Genomic DNA, 18,359 nt, shown 5'->3' with positions numbered 1-18,359 from the left:
CTGCTAACCGTTGAATTCGATATCGTCCGAGCTCCATGCTCGGCGCAGTTCGGCAATCCCTCTCTCCCCCCTCCCCGGCGGGTCACCCCCTCCCCCCGCGCGCAGCGTCATCCTCCCGACGCAAACCCACCGCGTATGCAAAGATCGGCCGCCCGCGCGGCCGATCTTTGCGGGCCCCGCAAAACCCGCCCCTTACCCCACGCTCCAGCAGCGCGACAAGCCTCGCAATCCGCAGCCCGAGGCGGGTGGTGCCCTGGCGAGGCGCGCCGTCGATGCGCCCGAGGGAATCTGAAGGAGCAGCCGCAGGCTGTGACGAAGATGACGACGGGGCAGTCCGGAGCGAACGCTCCGGACCGCAATCGTTGGCGCGCCTCGCCAGGGCGCCGCCCGCCTCGGGCGACCTACGAAGACACGCCACTCCCAACGAAAAAAAAGGGCGCCCCTTTCAGTAGCGCCCAAATTTCCCTTCGCGGGGAATAAACCGTAATTCGAATCACCCGCCCAGATAAGCCTTCCGCACCTGATCATTGACCAGCAGATTCGCCCCCGTATCCTGCAGCACGACCCGCCCGTTCTCCAGCACATACCCGCGATCCGCCACCTGCAGCGCCTTGTTGGCATTCTGCTCGACCAGGAACACCGTCACGCCCTGCTCGCGGATCTCGCGGATGATGTCGAAGATCTGCGCGATCACCAGCGGCGCCAGCCCCAGCGTCGGCTCATCCAGCAGCAGCAGGCGCGGCCGCGTCATCAACGCCCGCCCGATCGCCAGCATCTGCTGCTCGCCGCCCGACATCAGCCCGGCGCGCTGGCTGGCCCGTTCCTTCAGGCGCGGGAACAAGCCATAGACGTGGTCGATGCCCGCCTGGATCTCCTCGCGCTTGGAGAAAAAGCCGCCCATCATCAGGTTCTCGGCCACCGTCAGATCCTTGAACACGCGGCGCCCTTCCGGCGAAATGGCGATGCCATTGCGCATGATGTGGTGCGTGTCCTTGTTGGTGATGTCCTCGCCCTCGAAGGTGATCTTGCCTTCCTTGGCGCGCGGATTGCCGCAGACCGTCATCAGCAGCGTCGTCTTGCCGGCGCCGTTGGCGCCGATCAGGGTCACGATCTCGCCCTTGTTGACGTCCACCGACACGCCATTGAGCGCCTGGATGGCGCCGTAGAACGTGTGAATGTTTTCCAGCTTCAGCATTTATTCCTCCCCCAGGTACGCCTTGATGACGCGCTCGTCGTTGCGCACCTGCTCGGGGGTGCCGGTAGTGATGGGCTTGCCGTGCTCCATGACCAGGATGCGGTCGGAAATGCCCATGATCAGGCTCATGTCATGCTCGATCAGCAGCACCGCCACGCCGAACTCGCGGCGCAACTGGTCGATCAGCGATTGCAGATCGCGCTTTTCCTGCGGGTTCAGGCCGGCGGCCGGCTCGTCCAGCATCAACAGGCGCGGCTTGGTGATCATGCAGCGCGCGATCTCCAGGCGGCGCTGGTGGCCATAGGCCAGGTTGCCGGCCTCGCGGTTGGCATACTCGCGCAGCCCCATGAAATCCAGCCACTGCGCCGCGCGCGACAGCGCGTCGGCCTCCGACTGGCGATAGGACTTGAGCTTGAGCAGGCCGGGCAGCAGGCGCGATTCGACCTGCGTATGCTGGGCCACCAGCAGGTTCTCCAGCACCGTCAACTGCTTGAACAGCCGCACGTTCTGGAACGTGCGCACCAGCCCGTGGCGCGCCACCTTGTGGCTCGGCAGGCCGGTGATGGACTTGCCGTCCATCACGATATCGCCGGCCGTCGGCGCGTAGAAGCCGCCCACGCAGTTGAACACGGTGGTCTTGCCGGCCCCGTTCGGGCCGATGATGGCGAACACCTCGTCGGATTTGACTTCGAACGCCACGCTATCGACGGCCAGCAGGCCGCCGAAGCGCATGGTCAGTCCGGATACTTTCAGCAATGCCTCGCTCATTTAGCCAGCTCCACGTGGGGACGCTTCATGGGCAACAACCCCTGCGGACGCCACATCATCATCAATACCATCACCAGGCCGAACATCAGCATCCGGTACTCGGCGAACTCGCGCGCCAGCTCGGGCAGCACCGTCAGCAGGACCGCCGCCAGGATCACCCCGATCTGCGAACCCATGCCGCCCAGCACCACGATGGCCAGGATCAGCGCCGATTCGATGAAGGTGAAGGATTCCGGGTTGACCATGCCCTGGCGCGCCGCGAAGAAGGCGCCGCCGAAGCCGGCGAAGGTCGCGCCCAGCGTGAATGCCGACAGCTTGATGCGGGTCGGGTTCAGGCCCAGCGAACGGCAGGCGATCTCGTCCTCACGCAGCGCCTCCCAGGCGCGGCCGACCGGCATGCGGATCAGGCGCGTGGAGACGAACAGCGTGATCAGCGCCAGCAGCAGCGCCATCATGTAGAGATAGATCACCATGTGCTGGTTCTGGAAGGTCAGACCGAAGAAGTCGTGGAACGTGGTGCCCCCTTCCGTGCTGGCGCGTCGCGTCATCTCCAGGCCGAAAACCGACGGCTTGGGAATGCCCGAGATGCCGTCCGGACCGCCCGTGAGCGTGTTCAGGTTGATCAGCAGCAGGCGGATCATTTCGCCGAAGCCCAGCGTCACGATGGCCAGGTAGTCGCCGCGCAGGCGCAGCACCGGAAAGCCCAGGATGAAGCCGAACAGCGCGGCCATGGCGCCCGAGAACGGCAGCGCCTCCCAGAAGCTCCAGCCGCCCCAGTGGTACAGCAAGGCGTAGGTATAGGCGCCGACGGCATAGAAGCCGACGAAGCCCAGGTCCAGCAGCCCGGCGAAACCGACCACGATGTTCAGGCCCAGGCCCAGCATCACGTAGATCAGCACCAGCGTGGCGATGTCGACCGAACTGCGGCCGGCGAAGAACGGCCAGGTCACGGCCACCGCCAAAATCAGCAGCATCAACAGCTTGTGGTTCTTGGCCGGCGCCGACGGCAGCGTCGGCAGGTCTTTCTTGAGCCTCTGGAACGGCTTGGCGATCCAGGGCCGCAGCAACTGGAACACGAACACGACCGCGGCGGCGATGGCCACCAGCGACCAATGCGACTCCATCGAGGTGCGCGCGCCCTGGCGGATCAGTTGCAGGCCGAAGACGGGGGTGACGATGACGGCGGTCAGCACCGCCGCCATGGTGGCGTTTTTGAGATTGTTGTTCGACATCAGACTTTTTCCACCTCAGGTTTGCCCAACAGCCCGGTGGGACGGAACAGCAGGATCAGGACCAGCAGCGAGAACGCCACGATGTCCTTGTACTGCGACGAGATATAGGCTGCCGCGAACGTTTCGGCCAGGCCCAGCAGCACGCCGCCCAGCATGGCGCCGGGGATGCTGCCGATGCCGCCCAGCACCGCCGCCGTGAAGGCCTTGATGCCGGCCAGGAAGCCGATGAAGGGATTGAGCTTGCCGATGGTGATGGCGATCAGCACGCCGCCCACCGCCGCCAGGATCGCGCCCATCACGAAGGTGAACGAGATCACCCGGTTGGTGTCGATGCCCAGCAGGTTGGCCATGTGCATGTCCTGCGAGCAGGCGCGCGAGGCGCGGCCCATGCGGGAATACTTGATGAACAGCGTCAGGCCGATCATCAGCACCACGGTCACCAGGATGATCATGATGCGCGAATACGGCACCGTCACATCGAAGTCGGATCCCATGTGGAACTGCACCGCGCCGGACACCAGCGAAGGCACCGCCATGTCGCGCGCGCCCTGGCCCAGGGCGACCCAGTTCTGCAGGAAGATCGACATGCCGATGGCCGAGATCAGCGCCACCAGGCGGGGGCTGCCCCGCACCGGGCGGTACGCGACCCGCTCGACGCTGAAACCGTAGATGCCGGTGACGACGATGGCCACCAACAGCATGGCGGCGATGATGAACGGAACCGGCAGGCCGCTGCCCGTGCCGATGGCCGTCAGGGTGACCAGGCCGACATAGGCGCCGATCATGTAGATTTCGCCGTGAGCGAAGTTGATCATACCGATGATGCCGTAGACCATTGTGTAGCCGATGGCAATCAACGCGTAGATCGCGCCCAGAGACAATCCGTTGAAGAATTGCTGGGTAAGTTGGGGTATGAGGTCGGACATTATTTCTCTTGCTCCAAATAGTTCCGGCTCCGGTAGAGAGACCCGGAGCCGGAAACCTGGGCGCATTTTAAGGGCCTGTGGTCACCGCATGCCGGCCGCACAGCGCTTTTGGCGCATCGCTACGCGGATTACGGCACAACGACGACGACAGGCCCTACGCGCCGGCAACACGCCGGCGGAATCGCGGGAGTTTACAGCTGGGTCTTCTTGCCGTTCTTGTCCCATTTGTAAACGGCGAACTCGAAGTTCTTCAGGTCGCCCTTGGCGTCGTACTCGACCTTGCCGATGCCGGTGTTGAACGTGGTCTTGTGCATGTAGTCGGCGACCTTGGCGGGGTCTTCGCCCACCGCGGTGATGCTGTCGGCCAGGATCTGCACCGCGGCGTAGGCCGGCATCTGGAAGGCGCCGTCCGGATCGCGCTTGGCGTCCTTGAAGGCCTTGACGATGCTTTCGTTGCCCGGCAGCTTGGTGAAGTCGGCGGGCAGCGTGACCAGCAGGCCCTCGATGGCCGGACCGGCGATCGCCACCAGATCCTGGTTGGCCGTGCCTTCCGGACCCATGAACTGGACCTTCAGGCCCTGTTCACGCGACTGGCGCAGCAGCAGGCCGAGTTCGGGGTGGTAGCCGCCGAAGTAGACCAGGTCGACGCCGGCCGACTTGAGCTTGGTGATGATGGCCGAGTAATCGCTGTCGCCGACGTTGATGCCTTCGAACAGCGCCACGTTCACGCCTTCCTTGGCCAGGGTGTCCTTGACCTGGGTGGCCACGCCCGAGCCGTAGGTCTGCTTGTCGTGCAGCACGGCGACCTTCTTGGGCTTGAGGGTGTTGGCGATGTAGCGCGCGGCGTACGGACCCTGCTGGTCGTCGCGGCCAATAGTGCGGAAGAAGAAGTGCGGCTTGATCGTGTCGGTGACCAGCGGCGACGTCGCGCCCGGGGTGATGCCGACGATGCCTTCCTGTTCGTAGACGTTGACGGCGGCCACGGTCACGCCCGAGCACGCATGGGCCACGGCGAACTTGGCGCCGGAATTGACCACGCGGTTGGCGGCCGGCACGGCCTGCTTCGGTTCGCAGCCGTCGTCGATGAGAATCGGTTCGAGCTTCTTGCCCTTCACGCCGCCCTTGGCGTTGATGGTCTCGATGGCAGTCAGCGCGCCAGCCTGGATCTGGTCGCCATACTGGGTGTTGGGGCCCGTCATGGGCTGCGGGATGCCGATCTTGATCGTATCGGCGGCGTGCACGGAACCTGCCAGGGCAAGCGCCCCGAATGCCATAGCTACCGGGGTAAGGCGATGCAGAAACTTCATGCGGAGTTCTCCAGCGAGGTTTTGAGCGGCTCTGTTCGATCCGGCCTGTCGGGTGGATACCCCGCAACCCGTATCGCGCGTCGCCGGCTTCTTGGGCAAAAACACGGTGTGGGCGGTATTCTGGAAGCAAGCCGACATACTGTCACTGCGTGTAATCCCCAATATTTCACGACAAACCTTTAATCGTGACGGATTACCGCGACAAGTGCGTGAAAACGCAGGAGAAATCCGCGCGGCGCCTGCGATAGCGCATGGCGCCGCGGGCAAAAACATGGCAGGCGGTTTATATGAATAATCATTAATACATCGTTTGACTTCGCATTTTCATACAGTGCTTACGCGAGTCTTACGGATAATGATTATCCCGTTAATAATAATCGCCGTTTTTTCGAAAATCAGGCGTTGGCCGGTTTGGCCAGGTTCCACATCAGGGCGCGGAACGGCGCCAGCATGCTGATATTGACGGCCAGCTTGATCGCCAGGTCGCCCATCATCCAGGTCACCCAGGGCGTGCCGGTGGCGGCGAAGGCCACGCTGAAGAACACCGCGGTGTCCAGGATCGCGCCCAGCACGCCCGAGACCAGCGGCGCGCGCCACCAGCGCTGGTCTCGCAGGCGGTCGAACACCTGGATGTCGACCAGTTGCGCGCAAATGTAGGCTAGGCCCGAGGCCAGCGCGATGCGCGGCGACGCCACCCACACCGACACCGCCAGCGCGGCGGCGAAACCGAACCACGCCACCCGGCGCGCGGCCGCGGGGCCGAAACGCCGGTTGAGCACGTCGGTCACCAGGAACGCCACCGGATACGACAGGCCGCCCCAGGTCAGCCAGTCGTTCAGCGGCACCTGCACCAGGATGTTCGACCCCACCACCACCAGCAGCATGCACAGCACGGCGATGCCGAACTGCGCCCGGCTCATGGGGGCAAAGCGCGCCTTGGCCACGCTCACTTGCCGAACTCCTCGGCCAGCTCGCGCGAACGCCGCGCGGCCGCGGCCATGGCGTCCTCGACGATGCCGGCGAAGCCGGCGGCATTGAACGCGGCCAGCGCCGCGGCGGTGGTGCCGCCCTTGGAGGTGACGCGCTCGCGCAGCACCGACGGCGGCTCGGACGATTCGGCCGCCAGCTTGGTGGCGCCCGCGAACGTGCCCAGCGCCAGCTGGCGCGCCTGCTCGGCCGTCAGGCCGACCTTCTGGCCGCCGGCGATCAGGGCTTCGAGGAACAGGAAGACATAGGCCGGACCGCTGCCCGACAGCGCCGTCACGGCGTCGAGCGCGGCATCGTCGGCCACCCACACCACCTCGCCGACGCTGGCCAGCATGGTGGCGGCCAGGTCGCGGTCGGCCTGCCCCACGCCATCCAGCGCCGCCAGGCCGGTGATGCCGGCGCCGACCAGCGCGGGAGTATTGGGCATGCACCGCACCAGGCGGCGCCACGGCGCCTCGGGCGTGCCCAGCCAGCCGGCCAGCGTATCGGCGCGGATGCCGGCCGCCACGCTTACCACCAAAGTGTCGTCGCGCAACCACTGACGCGTGGAAGCCACAACGTCTTTCATGTTCTGTGGCTTGACCGCGAACACCCACACGCGGCAGCGCGCCAGGGCCTCGTCCGGGGCGGTCGCGGTGGTCATGCCGCGGGCCTGCCAGGCGGCGTGCGAATCCTGGTTAATGTCAATGACATGAATGCTCCCGGCGGGGCATACTTTGCCCGCAAGACCGGAAGCCAGCGCGGCGGCCATGTTGCCGCCGCCGATGAACGCAATCGAAAGTTCGTTTTTCATAGCATGCGATTGTAAACCGGCCTGTTCCGGCGGGAAAAAAAAGAAAATGTTCGTTCGCGCCTAAAACGCGCAATTTGACAGGCGTTTTAAGTGATGTGAAAGTCACGGTTTTGTCACAAACAATTCATAAGGTGACGTGTTTTCCGCGCCCGGACAACCCGGTCGCGACACGCCCAACTGGAGGAAACCTCTCATGCGATCCCACCGAATTGCCCTCACCTTTGCCGCCGTCATGGCGGCCTTCGCGGGCGCTTCCGCGCACGCGGCCACCGAAATCACGTTCTGGCACTCGATGGAAGGCGCGCTGGGCGACCGCGTGAACGGTCTGGTCGACGAGTTCAACAAGAAGAACCCCGACTACCAGGTCAAGGCCGTCTACAAGGGCAACTACGGTGAGTCGATGAACGCCGGCATCGCCGCGTTCCGCGCCGGCAACGCCCCGGACATCCTCCAGGTGTTCGAAGTCGGCACCGCCACCATGATGTACGCCAAGGGCGCCATCAAGCCGGTGCAGCAGATGTCGGAAGAAGCCGGCAACCCGATCGACCCGAAGGAATTCATCGGCGCCGTGGCCGGCTACTACTCGTCGGCCGACGGCAAGCTGGTGTCGATGCCCTTCAACAGCTCGACCGTGGTGTTCTACTACAACAAGGACGCCTTCAAGAAGGCCGGCCTGGACGCCGACAAGCCGCCCAAGACCTGGGAAGAGCTGGCCGCCGCCGGCCAGAAGCTCAAGGCCGCCGGCCAGGAATGCGGCTACACCACCTCGTGGCCGTCGTGGGTCCAGCTGGAAACGTTCTCGGCCTGGCACAACGTGCCGTACGCCACCAAGGACAACGGTTTCGGCGGCCTGGACGCCCGCATCGCCATCAACACCCCGCTGCACGTGCGCCACCTGGAAAACCTGGCCAAGCTGGGCAAGGAAGGCATCTTCATGTACGGCGGCCGCGGCGACGAGCCGAACTCGCTGTTCATCAGCGGCAAGTGCGCCATGATCACCGGTTCGTCGGGCCTGCGCGCCAACATCGCCAAGAACGCCAAGTTCGAATTCGGCACCTCGACCCTGCCCTACTACGCCGACGTGCAGGGCGCCCCGCAGAACACCATCATCGGCGGCGCCTCGCTGTGGGTCTTCGCCAACAAGAAGCCGGAAACCTACAAGGGCGTGACCGCGTTCTTCAAGTTCCTGGCCAGTCCGGAAATCGCCGCCCGCTGGCACCAGCAGACCGGCTACGTGCCCGTCACCAAGGCCGCCTACGAGCTGACCAAGAAGGAAGGCTTCTACGACAAGAACCCGGGCACCGAAGTCGGCGTCAAGCAGCTGAACGTCGAAACCACCGCGCAGTCGCGCGGCCTGCGCCTGGGCTTCCTGCCGCAGATCCGTGAAATCGAGGACGCTGAAATCGAACGCATCGTGTCGGGCAAGGTCTCGGCCAAGGACGGCGCCGAGAACATCGTCAAGCGCGGCAACGAGCTGCTGGAAAAGTTCGAGAAGAGTGTAAAGTAACGCCCGTTGCAGGGCTTGCCGGCGAGTCCCGCGCCGCACAATTCCCTTTGTGCGACAAGGACTTGCCCAAGGCGAACAAGGCTTAAAGCCCTGGTTTTTTTGGGGCTTTAAGCCTATCGTGTTTTTATGAGTTCCGGCGCATTCGCGCCGCAGGCCGGCCGGCCCACCCCGGCGGCTGTTTCACCAGGCGGCGGTTAATCCAACCGCCGCTTTTCGTACCTTGGGTCCCCCCTATGGAAAAACGTGTTGTCTTCGGGCATAAGACGCTGCCCTATCTGCTGCTCCTGCCGCAGATCGTCATTACCGTGGTCTTCTTCTTCCTTCCCGCCGGCCAGGCCATGTGGCAGTCGATGCGGCTGGAAGATGCCTTCGGCCTGTCCTCCGAGTTCGTCGGTCTCGACAACTTCATGGAGCTGTTCTCGCAACAGGCCTACCTCGATTCCTTCCGTGTCACGGCGGTATTCTCGATCCTGGTCGCGGTGGTCGGCCTGGGCGTGTCGCTGCTGCTGGCCGTCATGGCCGACCGCGTGATCCGCGGCGCCGGGCTCTACAAGACCCTGCTGATATGGCCCTACGCCGTCGCGCCCGCCGTGGTCGGCGTGCTGTGGCTGTTCCTGTTCTCGCCCTCGGTCGGCATCCTGGCCGTGGCCCTGCGCCAGGCCGGCGTCGACTGGAACCCGCGCCTGGACGGCAACCAGGCCATGATCCTGGTGCTGATCGCCGCCGTCTGGAAGCAGGTTTCGTACAACTTCCTGTTCTTCCTGGCCGGCCTGCAGTCGATTCCGCGCTCGCTCATCGAAGCCGCCGCGATCGACGGCGCCAGCCCGTCGCGCCGCTTCTGGAGCATCGTCTTCCCGCTGCTGTCGCCCACCACCTTCTTCCTGCTGGTGGTCAACATCATCTACGCCTTCTTCGACACCTTCGCGGTGGTGGACACCACCACGCAGGGCGGCCCCGGCACCTCGACCTCGATCCTGGTCTACAAGGTGTACAGCGACGGCTTCCGCGGCCTGGACCTCGGTTCGTCCGCGGCCCAGTCGGTGGTGCTGATGTTCATTGTGATTGCCTTGACGGTCGTGCAGTTCCGCTACGTCGACCGCAAAGTGCAGTATTGATTTTCGAGGCAGATAACAATGGTTGAACGCCGTCCCTGGCTGGATATTCTGGCCCACGTCATCCTGCTGTGCGGGGTGGCCATGGTGGCCTTTCCGCTCTACGTCACTTTCGTCGCGTCGACCCAGACCGCGCAGGAAGTGGCCTCCGCGCCGATGTCGCTGATCCCCGGTCCGCACTTCGTCGACAACTACATGCAGGCGCTGTTCGGCGGCTCCTCCGGCGGCTCGTCCGGCGCGCCGGTGGGCCGCATGATGTACGTCAGCCTGATCATGGCGCTGGCGATTTCCATCGGCAAGATCGCCATCTCGCTGCTGTCGGCCTTCGCGGTGGTGTATTTCCGCTTCCCCGGCCGCATGTTCTTTTTCTGGATGATCTTCGTCACGCTGATGCTGCCGGTCGAAGTGCGGATCGCGCCCACCTACAAGGTGGTGGCGGACCTGGGCCTGCTCAACAGCTACGCCGGCCTGACGCTGCCGCTGATCGCCTCGGCCACGGCCACGTTCCTGTTCCGCCAGTTCTTCCTGACGGTGCCGGACGAGCTGATCGAGGCAGCCCGCATCGACGGCGCCGGCCCGGTGCGCTTCTTCCGCGACGTGCTGCTGCCGCTGTCCAAGACCAGCATCGCCGCGCTGTTCGTGATCCAGTTCATCTACGGCTGGAACCAATACCTGTGGCCGCTGCTGGTGACCACGCAGGAAGACATGTACCCCGTCGTCATCGGCATCAAGCGGATGATCAGCGGCGGCGACAGCGTGACCGAATGGAACATCACCATGGCCACCGCCATGCTGGCGATGATCCCGCCGGCGCTGGTCGTCATCCTGATGCAGAAATGGTTCGTCAAGGGTCTGGTCGACACTGAAAAGTGAAGATTGCCCATCACGCCTACCCGACAACGACTCCGATACGAATAACTCATGGCTACTCTCAGCTTTCGCAACGTAAAGAAAACCTACGCCGGCAACGTGCCGGTCATCCATGGCATCGACATGGATGTGAAGGACGGTGAATTCATCGTCATCGTCGGCCCCTCGGGCTGCGGCAAGTCCACGCTGATGCGCATGGTCGCGGGCCTGGAAACCGTGACCAGCGGCGAAATCGTGATCGACGACAAGGTCGTCAACAATCTCGAGCCGGCCGAACGCGACATCGCGATGGTGTTCCAGAACTACGCGCTCTACCCGCACATGACCGTGTTCGAGAACATGGCCTACGGCCTGAAGATCCGCAAGTTCTCCAAGGACGAGATCAAGAAGCGCGTCGACGCCGCCGCCCAGATCCTGGAACTGACCCACCTGCTGGACCGCCGCCCGCGCGCCCTCTCGGGCGGCCAGCGCCAGCGCGTGGCCATGGGCCGCGCCATCGTGCGCGAACCCAAGGTGTTCCTGTTCGACGAGCCGCTGTCGAACCTGGATGCCAAGCTGCGCGTGGCGATGCGCCTGGAAATCATGAAGCTGCACCGCCGCCTGGGCACCACCAGCCTGTACGTGACGCACGACCAGGTCGAGGCCATGACGCTGGCGCATCGCATGATCGTCATGTACCAGGGCGTGCCCGAGCAGATCGGCACGCCGATGGAAGTGTTCGAGAAGCCCGCCTCGACCTTCGTGGCCGGCTTCATCGGCTCGCCGCCGATGAACCTGATGGAAGTCAACGTGGCCGGCGACGGCACGGTGCAGACCGCCGACGGCCTGGCGCTGGAGATCTCGCCGCTGCAAGTGCCTTCGCCGGTGCGCGGCCGCAAGGTCATCATGGGCATGCGCCCCGAGCACATGCTGCTGAACACCCAGGGCGTGCCCGCCGAAGTCGAGATGGTCGAAACGCTGGGCTCCGAACAACTGGTCCACTGCCGCTGCGGCAAGACCACGCTGGTCGTGCGCTGCACCACGCGCCAACTGTCCGAGTCCTCGGCCAAGGTCGGCGACCGCGTCAATGTCGGTCCTGACGGCCGTCACCCGCTGCACTGGTTCGAGGCCGACACCGGCCGCCGCGTGCAAGGGCTGTAATCCATCGCGGCGGGGCCGGCGGCGATACGCCCGGCTGGCCCGCCCCGCCCTTTCCCGTCCGGGAAAGGGTCCCTTCCCGCTCAATACGTGTACGTCACCATGGTGCCGACAGAGTACTGGTTGCGCTCCTTCACGATGGGGCTGTCGGCCGCGTCGCCGTAAAGGCGGCGCGCTTCGCCCACCACCGACCAGGACCACGACTTGCTCAACGGCAGCGCCCAGGTCGCGCCCAGGCCGATGCTTTCCAGGCCGCCCTTGGGGTTGTAGCGGCGGTAGCCCGAGTTGGCGGACTGGCGGTCGCTCACGCCATACCAGGTGCGCATATAGTTGCCGTCGCCGAAGTTGCCGCTCAACGCCAGCGAGACCGAGCCGGCCGAGCCTTCGTACACCGTGGTGCTGGCGCCCAGGTTGAACAGCGTGTAGGCGCTGCCCACGTCGCGGTCGTCGCCCTTCTTGAACGCGTGCGCCACCGTGGCCGACAGCGTCACCGGACCCCATTGCGTCTCGGCGTCCATGCCGATCTGCGCGCGGCTCTTGATGTCGCCCATGCCGCGCAGCTTGTTCGACCCCTCGAAGCCTTTCTTGTGATCCTTGCGCGAGGCGCTGGGCGCGAGATAGAAGCGGAAGGTGCTGCTGAGCGCCTGCGTCTCCCAGCCCAGGCCGTGCGCGGTGTCCAGGAAGAACCCGTTCGGGCTGCGAATGCCCAGGCCGACGATCGGCAGGGCCGAGCTTTCATCGCTGCCGCTGTAGCGCGGCGCATAGCCGACGCCCAGCGTGCCGTAGAACTTCCACTCGTCGGCCGGTTTCTCGGTGCCGGTAGCGACCTCGATGCCGCGCGAGCTGGCGCCGCGAGAACCGTAGACCGAATTGTCGGCGACCTGCTGGCCGCCCGCGGCGAACGACAACACCGGCAGGCTGGCCAGCAAACACGCCGCGCCGGCGCGGCGCTGCATCAGGGACATAGGGAGATTTCGCTTCATAAGAACATCCGGGAAACGAGGTTGGGGGAAAAACTCGGTCACGCCGCGGCAATCGCGGCGCGTGCTTACTCTTGCGCCATGCCTTTGGCCTGGCGCATCAGGTTCATCGCGAGGGTCGAAACCGAGGCCACCAGCGGCTCGGCGCTGTCGGCATTGCTCATCACCAGCACCGCCAGCTTTTCGCGCGGCGCCAGCAGCCAGCGGGCATGGAAGGCTTCGGTGGCGCCGCTGTGTTCGCGCAGCGCGTCGCCTGCGATGTAGTCGGCATCGCAGGGCGCCGCCAGCCACGACAGCGCCAGGCGGCATTCCAGGTCCATGCCGTTGGCCACCGTCTCGAGATTGAGCAGCGTGAGCGCGGATTCGTCCTTGAGAATGCGGCGGCCCTGGTAGGCGCCGCCGCCAAACAGCATGCTGGAGAAGCGTGCCATTTCGGAGGAACTGGCCCACAGGCCTTCGGCGGCCTCGTTCGGCTGCGACTGTTCGATCCACGGCATGCCGCGGCGGTAGCCGGCCGCGCGCAGTTCGCGCGCGTCGTCGGCGGCGCCCGCGATCCGGAAGCCTGCGCGCGAGATGTTCAGCGGCTGCAGCAGCGTGCGGCGCACGTAGGCGTCAAAGGGTTCGTCGGCGGCGTGCGCCACCATGTCGCCGAGCATGGCGTAGCCCATGTCGGCGCGGGCCCGGCCCATGGTGTCTTCCAGCGTGTCGGGGCGCAGCGCCAGCAGGCGTCGCACGGTGAAGGGAGAGGTGCCCATCCAGTGCATGGCGGCGCGGCGCGGCTCCAGCTCCCATTGCGGCAGCGCCTGGGCCGCCGGAATGTCCAGCGACAGGCGGCCGTCGTCGGCGGCGCGCAGCACGCCCGCGGCGGTCACGAGCTTGGAGATGGCGCCTACGCGGTAGAGCGTGTCGCCGGTGGCGGTGCGATGACGCGCCGAATCGGCATAGCCGAAGCCGCTGCTCCAGACCGTGCGCTGATCATCGACGATGGCGATGGACAGGCCCGGCACCCGCTGCGCATCCAGGTCATAGGCGATGCGCTGCTTCAGATACGCCACCACCGCCGGATAGTCGCCCTTGGCGATCGCTGGCGGCGCGGCCGGCGCCCCGCCCTGACAACCGCCCATGGCGATCAGGAACATGGCGGCGGCAGCCAGGCGGGTGAGCGAAAACATGACGAACGGGCAACCCTCTTCTGAGAACTGCCGTCATGCTAGTGGGCGACGCGATCCCGATCTTTCCCGCTTTGTATGGAGTTTGTGAAGATTGGAAGGACAGATTGTTAAGTTTGTTAAAGGCGTGCCGGATGAATGCGGCCCGCCCCCGTCCCCGGCCTCAGGCCGCCTTCCAACTGACGATGAAACGGGCGCCGCCCAAGGGGCTGTCCGCGGCCTGCGCGGTGCCGTTGTGCCAGCGCGCCACGCGGCTGACGATGGCCAGTCCCAGGCCGGTGCCGCCGGTGCCGCGGTCGCGGCTCTCGTCCAGGCGGATGAAGGGTTCGAAAATGCGCTCGCGGTCGGCTTGCGGGATGCCCGGGCCGTCGTCGTCGACCATCAGCACGTACTCGCGCGGCGCGGGCGACACCAGGCTGACCTGGACCCGGCCGCCGGCATAGCGGATGGCGTTCTGCAGCAGATTCAGCAGCGCGCGCGTCATGTAGCGCTGGTGCAGGTGCACCTCGCGCACCTGGCACAGCACCACTTCGCAGCGCACGCCCGAGTGGTCCGCCTCGAAGCCCGCGTGCTGCACCACCGCGTCGAGCCAACTGCGGGCGTCCTGCGGCTGCAGCGCGACGCCGTCGCCCTTGTGCTCCAGGCGGGCGTACATCAGCAGTTCGGAGGCCATGCTGTCGAGCTCGGCGACGTCGCTCTTCATGTCGTCGATCAGGCGCTGGCGCTCGGCCGGCTCCTCGGCGCGGCTGATCATGTCGAGCTCGAACGACAGGCGCGCGATCGGCGTGCGCAGCTCGTGCGAAACGGCGTTGGTCAGCTCGCGCTGGTTGCCGATCAGCGCGGCGATGCGCTCGGACATCAGGTTGAAGGTGTCGCCCAGGTTGCCGATGCTGGAATGTCGCGACAGCCGCGCGCGGGCCTCCAGGTCGCCCTGCCCCATGCGCAGCGCGGCGGTCTTGAGCGCCTCCAGGTCGCGCCAGATCGGCAGCGCCCACACCAGCATGAAGGCGCACAGCAGCAGCCCCAGGGCCGAGTAGACCGCCGCCACCACCCACGGGCCGAACGACGGCTCGGGCGGCAGCTTGACCTCGAGCCACTGGTGGCCAGGGCCGGGAATCGCGGCCACGAAGGTCTGCATCTTGTCGCGGATGAAGAAATCGCCGCGAGCGACGATGCGCCGCTCGCTGTCGCTGGCGTTGTAGTCCGACGCGTTGAAGACGCGCAGGCCCAGGCCATAGTAGGGCTTGAGCTGCTTTTCGATGTAGGCCGCCCGCGCTTCGGGTTCGACCTTCGACAGTTCCAGCACCAGGCTGTGGATCTGCCCGCGCACCGACTCGCGGGTGTAGGCGTCGCTGACCGGCTCGAACAGGTAGTTGGCGGAACGGTCCACGACTTCGTTGGAAATCACGAAGCCAACCGCCAGCACCACGAAGAGCCGCAGGACGAATTTAATCATCGCCGCCCTCGTGCGCCTTGGGCGAGAACAGGTAGCCCTTGCCCCACACGGTCTTGATGCGCGCCGGATCGCGCGGGTCGTCGTCGAGCTTGCGGCGCAGCTTGCTGACGCAGACGTCGACGCTGCGGTCCAGGCCGTTGAACTCGATGCCGCGCACCGCATTGAGCAGATCGTCGCGGGTGAGCACCTGGCCGGCCTGGCTGGCCAGCGCCCACAACATCTCGAACTCCATCGTGGTCAGGTCGACCTCGACGCCGCCGTGAACCACCGCCCGGGTGCGCCGGTCGATGACCAGCGGCCCGAACTCCAGGCGCTCCGGCGGCTCCTCGAGCTGGCTGTGGCGCCGCAGCAGCGCGCGGATGCGAGCCAGCAGCACGCGCGGCTCGACCGGCTTGATGACGTAGTCGTCCGCGCCCGACTCCAGGCCCAGGATCTGGTCCAGGTCGTCCTCGCGGGCGGTCAGCATCAGGATCGGCGCCGACGAGAAAGCCCGCAGGTCGCGGCAGACCTGCAGGCCGTCGCGCCCGGGCAGCATCAGGTCGAGGATGGTGATGGCCGGGTCGTGGCGGCGGAACGCCTCCACCGCATGGTCGCCGCGGTAGGCCTGGGCGACCTGGAACCCGTGTTGCTCCAGGAACTGCGCAATCAGGCGCGACAGCTTCGGATCGTCTTCGACTAGCAAGGCCTTGGTCATGGGGTGTCCGGACAAAAAATGAGAGAGCGATTTCGCCGCATTCTACGCAAAACCGCGCGAGCGGCGTTCGACCCCACCGGCGCCGGCTCGGTTCCCGGCGGGCGGCGTGCACGAAAAAGCCGGGCGGGAAGACGTCGCTTCCGGCCCGGCCGAGGGGTCTGGCGGGTGGCGCGCGCCGGCGAACGGCAAAGCCGCCCGATCGCGCGCCAAGTCCTTATTTATAAACGGACTTCGAACCGTCCTTGTGCCACACAAACACGTCGAACTGGAAGTTCGTCAGGTCGCCCTGCTTGTTCCAGCTAACCTTGCCGATGGGCGTGTCGAACGAGTTGGCGTGCAGGTACTTGGCGACCTTGGTCGGGTCTTCGCTGCCGGCGCCCTTGATGCCGTCGGCGATGACCTGCGTGGCGGTGTAGGCCGTCATCTGGAACGCGCCGCTGGCGTTGCGCTTCTTGGCGGCGAAGGCCTTGACGATCTCGGCGTTGGCGGCGTTCTGGGTGAAGTCGGCCGGCAGCGTCAGCAGCATGCCTTCGACGGCATCGCCGGCGATGGCGTTGATGTCCGGATTGCCCGTGCCTTCCGGACCCATCCACTTGGCCTTCACGCCCTGCTCGGCCGCCTGACGCAGCAGCAGGCCCATTTCGGGGTGGTAGCCGCCGTAGTAGACGAAGTCCACGCCCTGACTCTTGAGCTTCGTGATGACCGCCGAGTAGTCGCTGTCGCCGGCGTTGATGCCTTCGAAGATGGCGACGGGCACGCCGCCCTTTTCGAGGTCGTTCTTGACGGCGGTGGCGATGCCCTGGCCGTACGACTGCTTGTCGTGCAGCACGGCGGCCTTCTTGGGCTTGAGCTTTTCCAGGATGAACTTGGCGGCGGCGGGGCCTTGCTGGTCGTCGCGGCCGATGGTGCGGAAGATGAAGTCGTAGTTCTTGCCGTCGGTCAGGGCCGGCGACGTGGCCGAGGGCGTGACCATGACCACGCCTTCGTTGTTGTAGATGTCGGCGGCGGCGATGGTGGCGCCCGAGCAGACGTGGCCCACGACGAAGCCGATCTTGCTGTTGACCACGCGGTTGGCGGCGACCGGACCCTGCTTGGGTTCGCAGCCGTCGTCGATGACCACGGTTTCCAGCTTCTTGCCGTTGATGCCGCCGGCGGCGTTGATGCGCTCCACCGCGGTGTCGACGCCTTCACGGACCATGTCGCCGTATTGGGTGACCGCGCCGGTGGTGGGGCCCACCACGCCGATCTTGATGGTCTGTGCCTGCGCGCCGGCGCTGAACGCCAACCCCGCGGCGACGCTGAGGGCCGCGATGACCGGGGTCAGACGAAATGCTTGCTTCATGAGTGCACTCCTTTAATGGCTTGTAATCGTTGGTTTTTGAACCGGGCGGACGGCCGGAAATGCATTGGTCACGCCCCGTTACGTTGCATTAGCACGGCAAGCATACACTGAAAAATAGCGGCTTTCGCAGGGGTTCCGGCCCGTCTTGCGCGGGGTTTCGATATTGCGGTGCCGCATCCGAGGGGCCGCCGCCCTTATGCCCGACACCGTATATGCAAAAGCGGATTTATTCGTTTGCGTTACTAAGCCGGCGCGGCATCATGGCCGCCATGAGACTCCAACCGATCATCGTCCCCGGATGGAAAGACTCCGGACCCGAACACTGGCAATCGCGCTGGGAGACCCTGTTGCCGCACGCGGTGCGGGTGCAGCAGCGTGACTGGCAGAACCCGGTCAGCGCGGAATGGATATCCACCCTTGCCGGCCTGGTCGACCAGGCCCGCAGCCCCGTGCTGCTGATCGCCCACAGCCTGGGCTGCCTGATCAGCGCGGCGCTGCCGGTGCCGCTGCGCGCCAAGGTCGCCGGCGCCCTGCTGGTGGCGCCGGCGGACGTCGAGCGTCCCGACGCGCCGGACTGTCTGCGCGGTTTCGCGCCGATCCCGCGCCACTCCTTGCCGTTCCAGAGCGTGGTGGTGGCCAGCGACAATGACCCCTACTGCCGGCTGGAACGCGCCCGCGCCTTTGCCGAGAGTTGGGGCAGCCGCGTGGTGGTGATCCCGGGCGCCGGCCACATCAACGCCGACAGCGGACTGGAAGACTGGCCGCAAGGCCTCAAGCTGTTCGGCGCGCTGCGCCGGCGCGCCTCGTGGCGCGTGTCGCCGCCGCCCGAACGCATCGCGCCGATTCCCGAGCGGCCGCTGTCGCACCAGGCCTGACCCCCGACT

17 protein-coding genes are annotated in these 18,359 nt (G+C 65.6%); 5 read left to right on the top strand and 12 right to left on the bottom strand.

Annotated elements, in window-relative coordinates; genetic code table 11:
• Positions 1–493 precede the first annotated feature (493 nt).
• From ACUDCK_RS13195 to proC, 7 genes are all read right to left on the bottom strand, one after another.
• Positions 494–1,195: an ABC transporter ATP-binding protein gene (locus ACUDCK_RS13195; RefSeq protein ID WP_049073552.1), complete on the bottom strand. Its 702-nt coding sequence runs from the start codon at positions 1,193–1,195 to the stop codon at positions 494–496.
• Positions 1,196–1,963 carry a high-affinity branched-chain amino acid ABC transporter ATP-binding protein LivG gene (gene livG / locus ACUDCK_RS13190; protein ID WP_049073551.1) on the bottom strand — a complete coding sequence of 256 codons (768 nt, stop codon included), beginning with the start codon at positions 1,961–1,963 and terminating at the stop codon, positions 1,196–1,198.
• Positions 1,960–3,195: a high-affinity branched-chain amino acid ABC transporter permease LivM gene (locus tag ACUDCK_RS13185; protein ID WP_175167868.1), complete on the bottom strand. Its 1,236-nt coding sequence runs from the start codon at positions 3,193–3,195 to the stop codon at positions 1,960–1,962. The genes livG and ACUDCK_RS13185 overlap by 4 nt, the downstream gene beginning before the upstream one ends.
• Positions 3,195–4,121, bottom strand: coding sequence for a high-affinity branched-chain amino acid ABC transporter permease LivH (gene livH, locus ACUDCK_RS13180; RefSeq protein WP_049073549.1), 927 nt, complete (start codon positions 4,119–4,121; stop codon positions 3,195–3,197). Before livH ends, ACUDCK_RS13185 begins: the two co-directional genes overlap by 1 nt.
• 191 nt (positions 4,122–4,312) lie before the next feature.
• Positions 4,313–5,428: a branched-chain amino acid ABC transporter substrate-binding protein gene (locus ACUDCK_RS13175; RefSeq protein WP_175167869.1), complete on the bottom strand. Its 1,116-nt coding sequence runs from the start codon at positions 5,426–5,428 to the stop codon at positions 4,313–4,315.
• Between the two features lie 395 nt (positions 5,429–5,823).
• Positions 5,824–6,348 (bottom strand): queuosine precursor transporter, encoded by a 525-nt coding sequence (locus ACUDCK_RS13170; RefSeq protein WP_063581743.1) that lies wholly within the window; start codon positions 6,346–6,348, stop codon positions 5,824–5,826.
• Positions 6,349–6,374: 26 nt separating this feature from the next.
• Complete coding sequence (gene proC / locus ACUDCK_RS13165) at positions 6,375–7,208, bottom strand: pyrroline-5-carboxylate reductase (RefSeq protein WP_054416640.1); 834 nt, start codon at positions 7,206–7,208, stop codon at positions 6,375–6,377.
• A 193-nt stretch (positions 7,209–7,401) separates the two neighbouring features.
• Between proC and ugpB the strand changes: the two genes are divergently transcribed.
• From ugpB to ACUDCK_RS13145, 4 genes are all read left to right on the top strand, one after another.
• Complete coding sequence (gene ugpB, locus ACUDCK_RS13160) at positions 7,402–8,715, top strand: sn-glycerol-3-phosphate ABC transporter substrate-binding protein UgpB (protein ID WP_049073546.1); 1,314 nt, start codon at positions 7,402–7,404, stop codon at positions 8,713–8,715.
• 233 nt (positions 8,716–8,948) lie between these two features.
• Positions 8,949–9,830, top strand: coding sequence for a sn-glycerol-3-phosphate ABC transporter permease UgpA (gene ugpA, locus ACUDCK_RS13155; protein WP_006386446.1), 882 nt, complete (start codon positions 8,949–8,951; stop codon positions 9,828–9,830).
• A gap of 18 nt (positions 9,831–9,848) precedes the next feature.
• The gene (gene ugpE, locus ACUDCK_RS13150) at positions 9,849–10,700 is read left to right on the top strand and encodes a sn-glycerol-3-phosphate ABC transporter permease UgpE (RefSeq protein WP_006386445.1); all 852 of its coding nucleotides are present in this window, start codon (positions 9,849–9,851) and stop codon (positions 10,698–10,700) included.
• Positions 10,701–10,748: 48 nt separating this feature from the next.
• Positions 10,749–11,837 (top strand): sn-glycerol-3-phosphate import ATP-binding protein UgpC, encoded by a 1,089-nt coding sequence (locus ACUDCK_RS13145; protein WP_054502599.1) that lies wholly within the window; start codon positions 10,749–10,751, stop codon positions 11,835–11,837.
• Between the two features lie 80 nt (positions 11,838–11,917).
• Here ACUDCK_RS13145 and ACUDCK_RS13140 read toward each other — a convergent pair whose 3' ends face one another.
• The 5 genes from ACUDCK_RS13140 to ACUDCK_RS13120 all read right to left on the bottom strand — a co-directional run bounded on the left by ACUDCK_RS13140 (position 11,918) and on the right by ACUDCK_RS13120 (position 17,475).
• Positions 11,918–12,799: a MipA/OmpV family protein gene (locus ACUDCK_RS13140; RefSeq protein WP_116791204.1), complete on the bottom strand. Its 882-nt coding sequence runs from the start codon at positions 12,797–12,799 to the stop codon at positions 11,918–11,920.
• An 83-nt stretch (positions 12,800–12,882) separates the two neighbouring features.
• Complete coding sequence (locus ACUDCK_RS13135) at positions 12,883–13,986, bottom strand: serine hydrolase domain-containing protein (RefSeq protein ID WP_054502601.1); 1,104 nt, start codon at positions 13,984–13,986, stop codon at positions 12,883–12,885.
• 160 nt (positions 13,987–14,146) lie between these two features.
• Positions 14,147–15,439 (bottom strand): ATP-binding protein, encoded by a 1,293-nt coding sequence (locus ACUDCK_RS13130; protein WP_054502602.1) that lies wholly within the window; start codon positions 15,437–15,439, stop codon positions 14,147–14,149.
• Positions 15,432–16,133 carry a response regulator gene (locus tag ACUDCK_RS13125; RefSeq protein WP_054502603.1) on the bottom strand — a complete coding sequence of 234 codons (702 nt, stop codon included), beginning with the start codon at positions 16,131–16,133 and terminating at the stop codon, positions 15,432–15,434. Before ACUDCK_RS13125 ends, ACUDCK_RS13130 begins: the two co-directional genes overlap by 8 nt.
• Before the next feature lie 214 nt (positions 16,134–16,347).
• The gene (locus tag ACUDCK_RS13120; RefSeq protein WP_054502604.1) at positions 16,348–17,475 is read right to left on the bottom strand and encodes a branched-chain amino acid ABC transporter substrate-binding protein; all 1,128 of its coding nucleotides are present in this window, start codon (positions 17,473–17,475) and stop codon (positions 16,348–16,350) included.
• 269 nt (positions 17,476–17,744) lie between these two features.
• On the opposite strand from ACUDCK_RS13120, the gene ACUDCK_RS13115 reads away from it, so the two are divergent.
• Positions 17,745–18,350 carry an RBBP9/YdeN family alpha/beta hydrolase gene (locus tag ACUDCK_RS13115; protein WP_054502869.1) on the top strand — a complete coding sequence of 202 codons (606 nt, stop codon included), beginning with the start codon at positions 17,745–17,747 and terminating at the stop codon, positions 18,348–18,350.
• Positions 18,351–18,359: the final 9 nt, after the last annotated feature.

Source organism: Achromobacter sp. CF-sbj1-Ac2-l, assembly GCF_052698165.1.
This window is presented reverse-complemented; position numbering and strand designations above follow the sequence as displayed.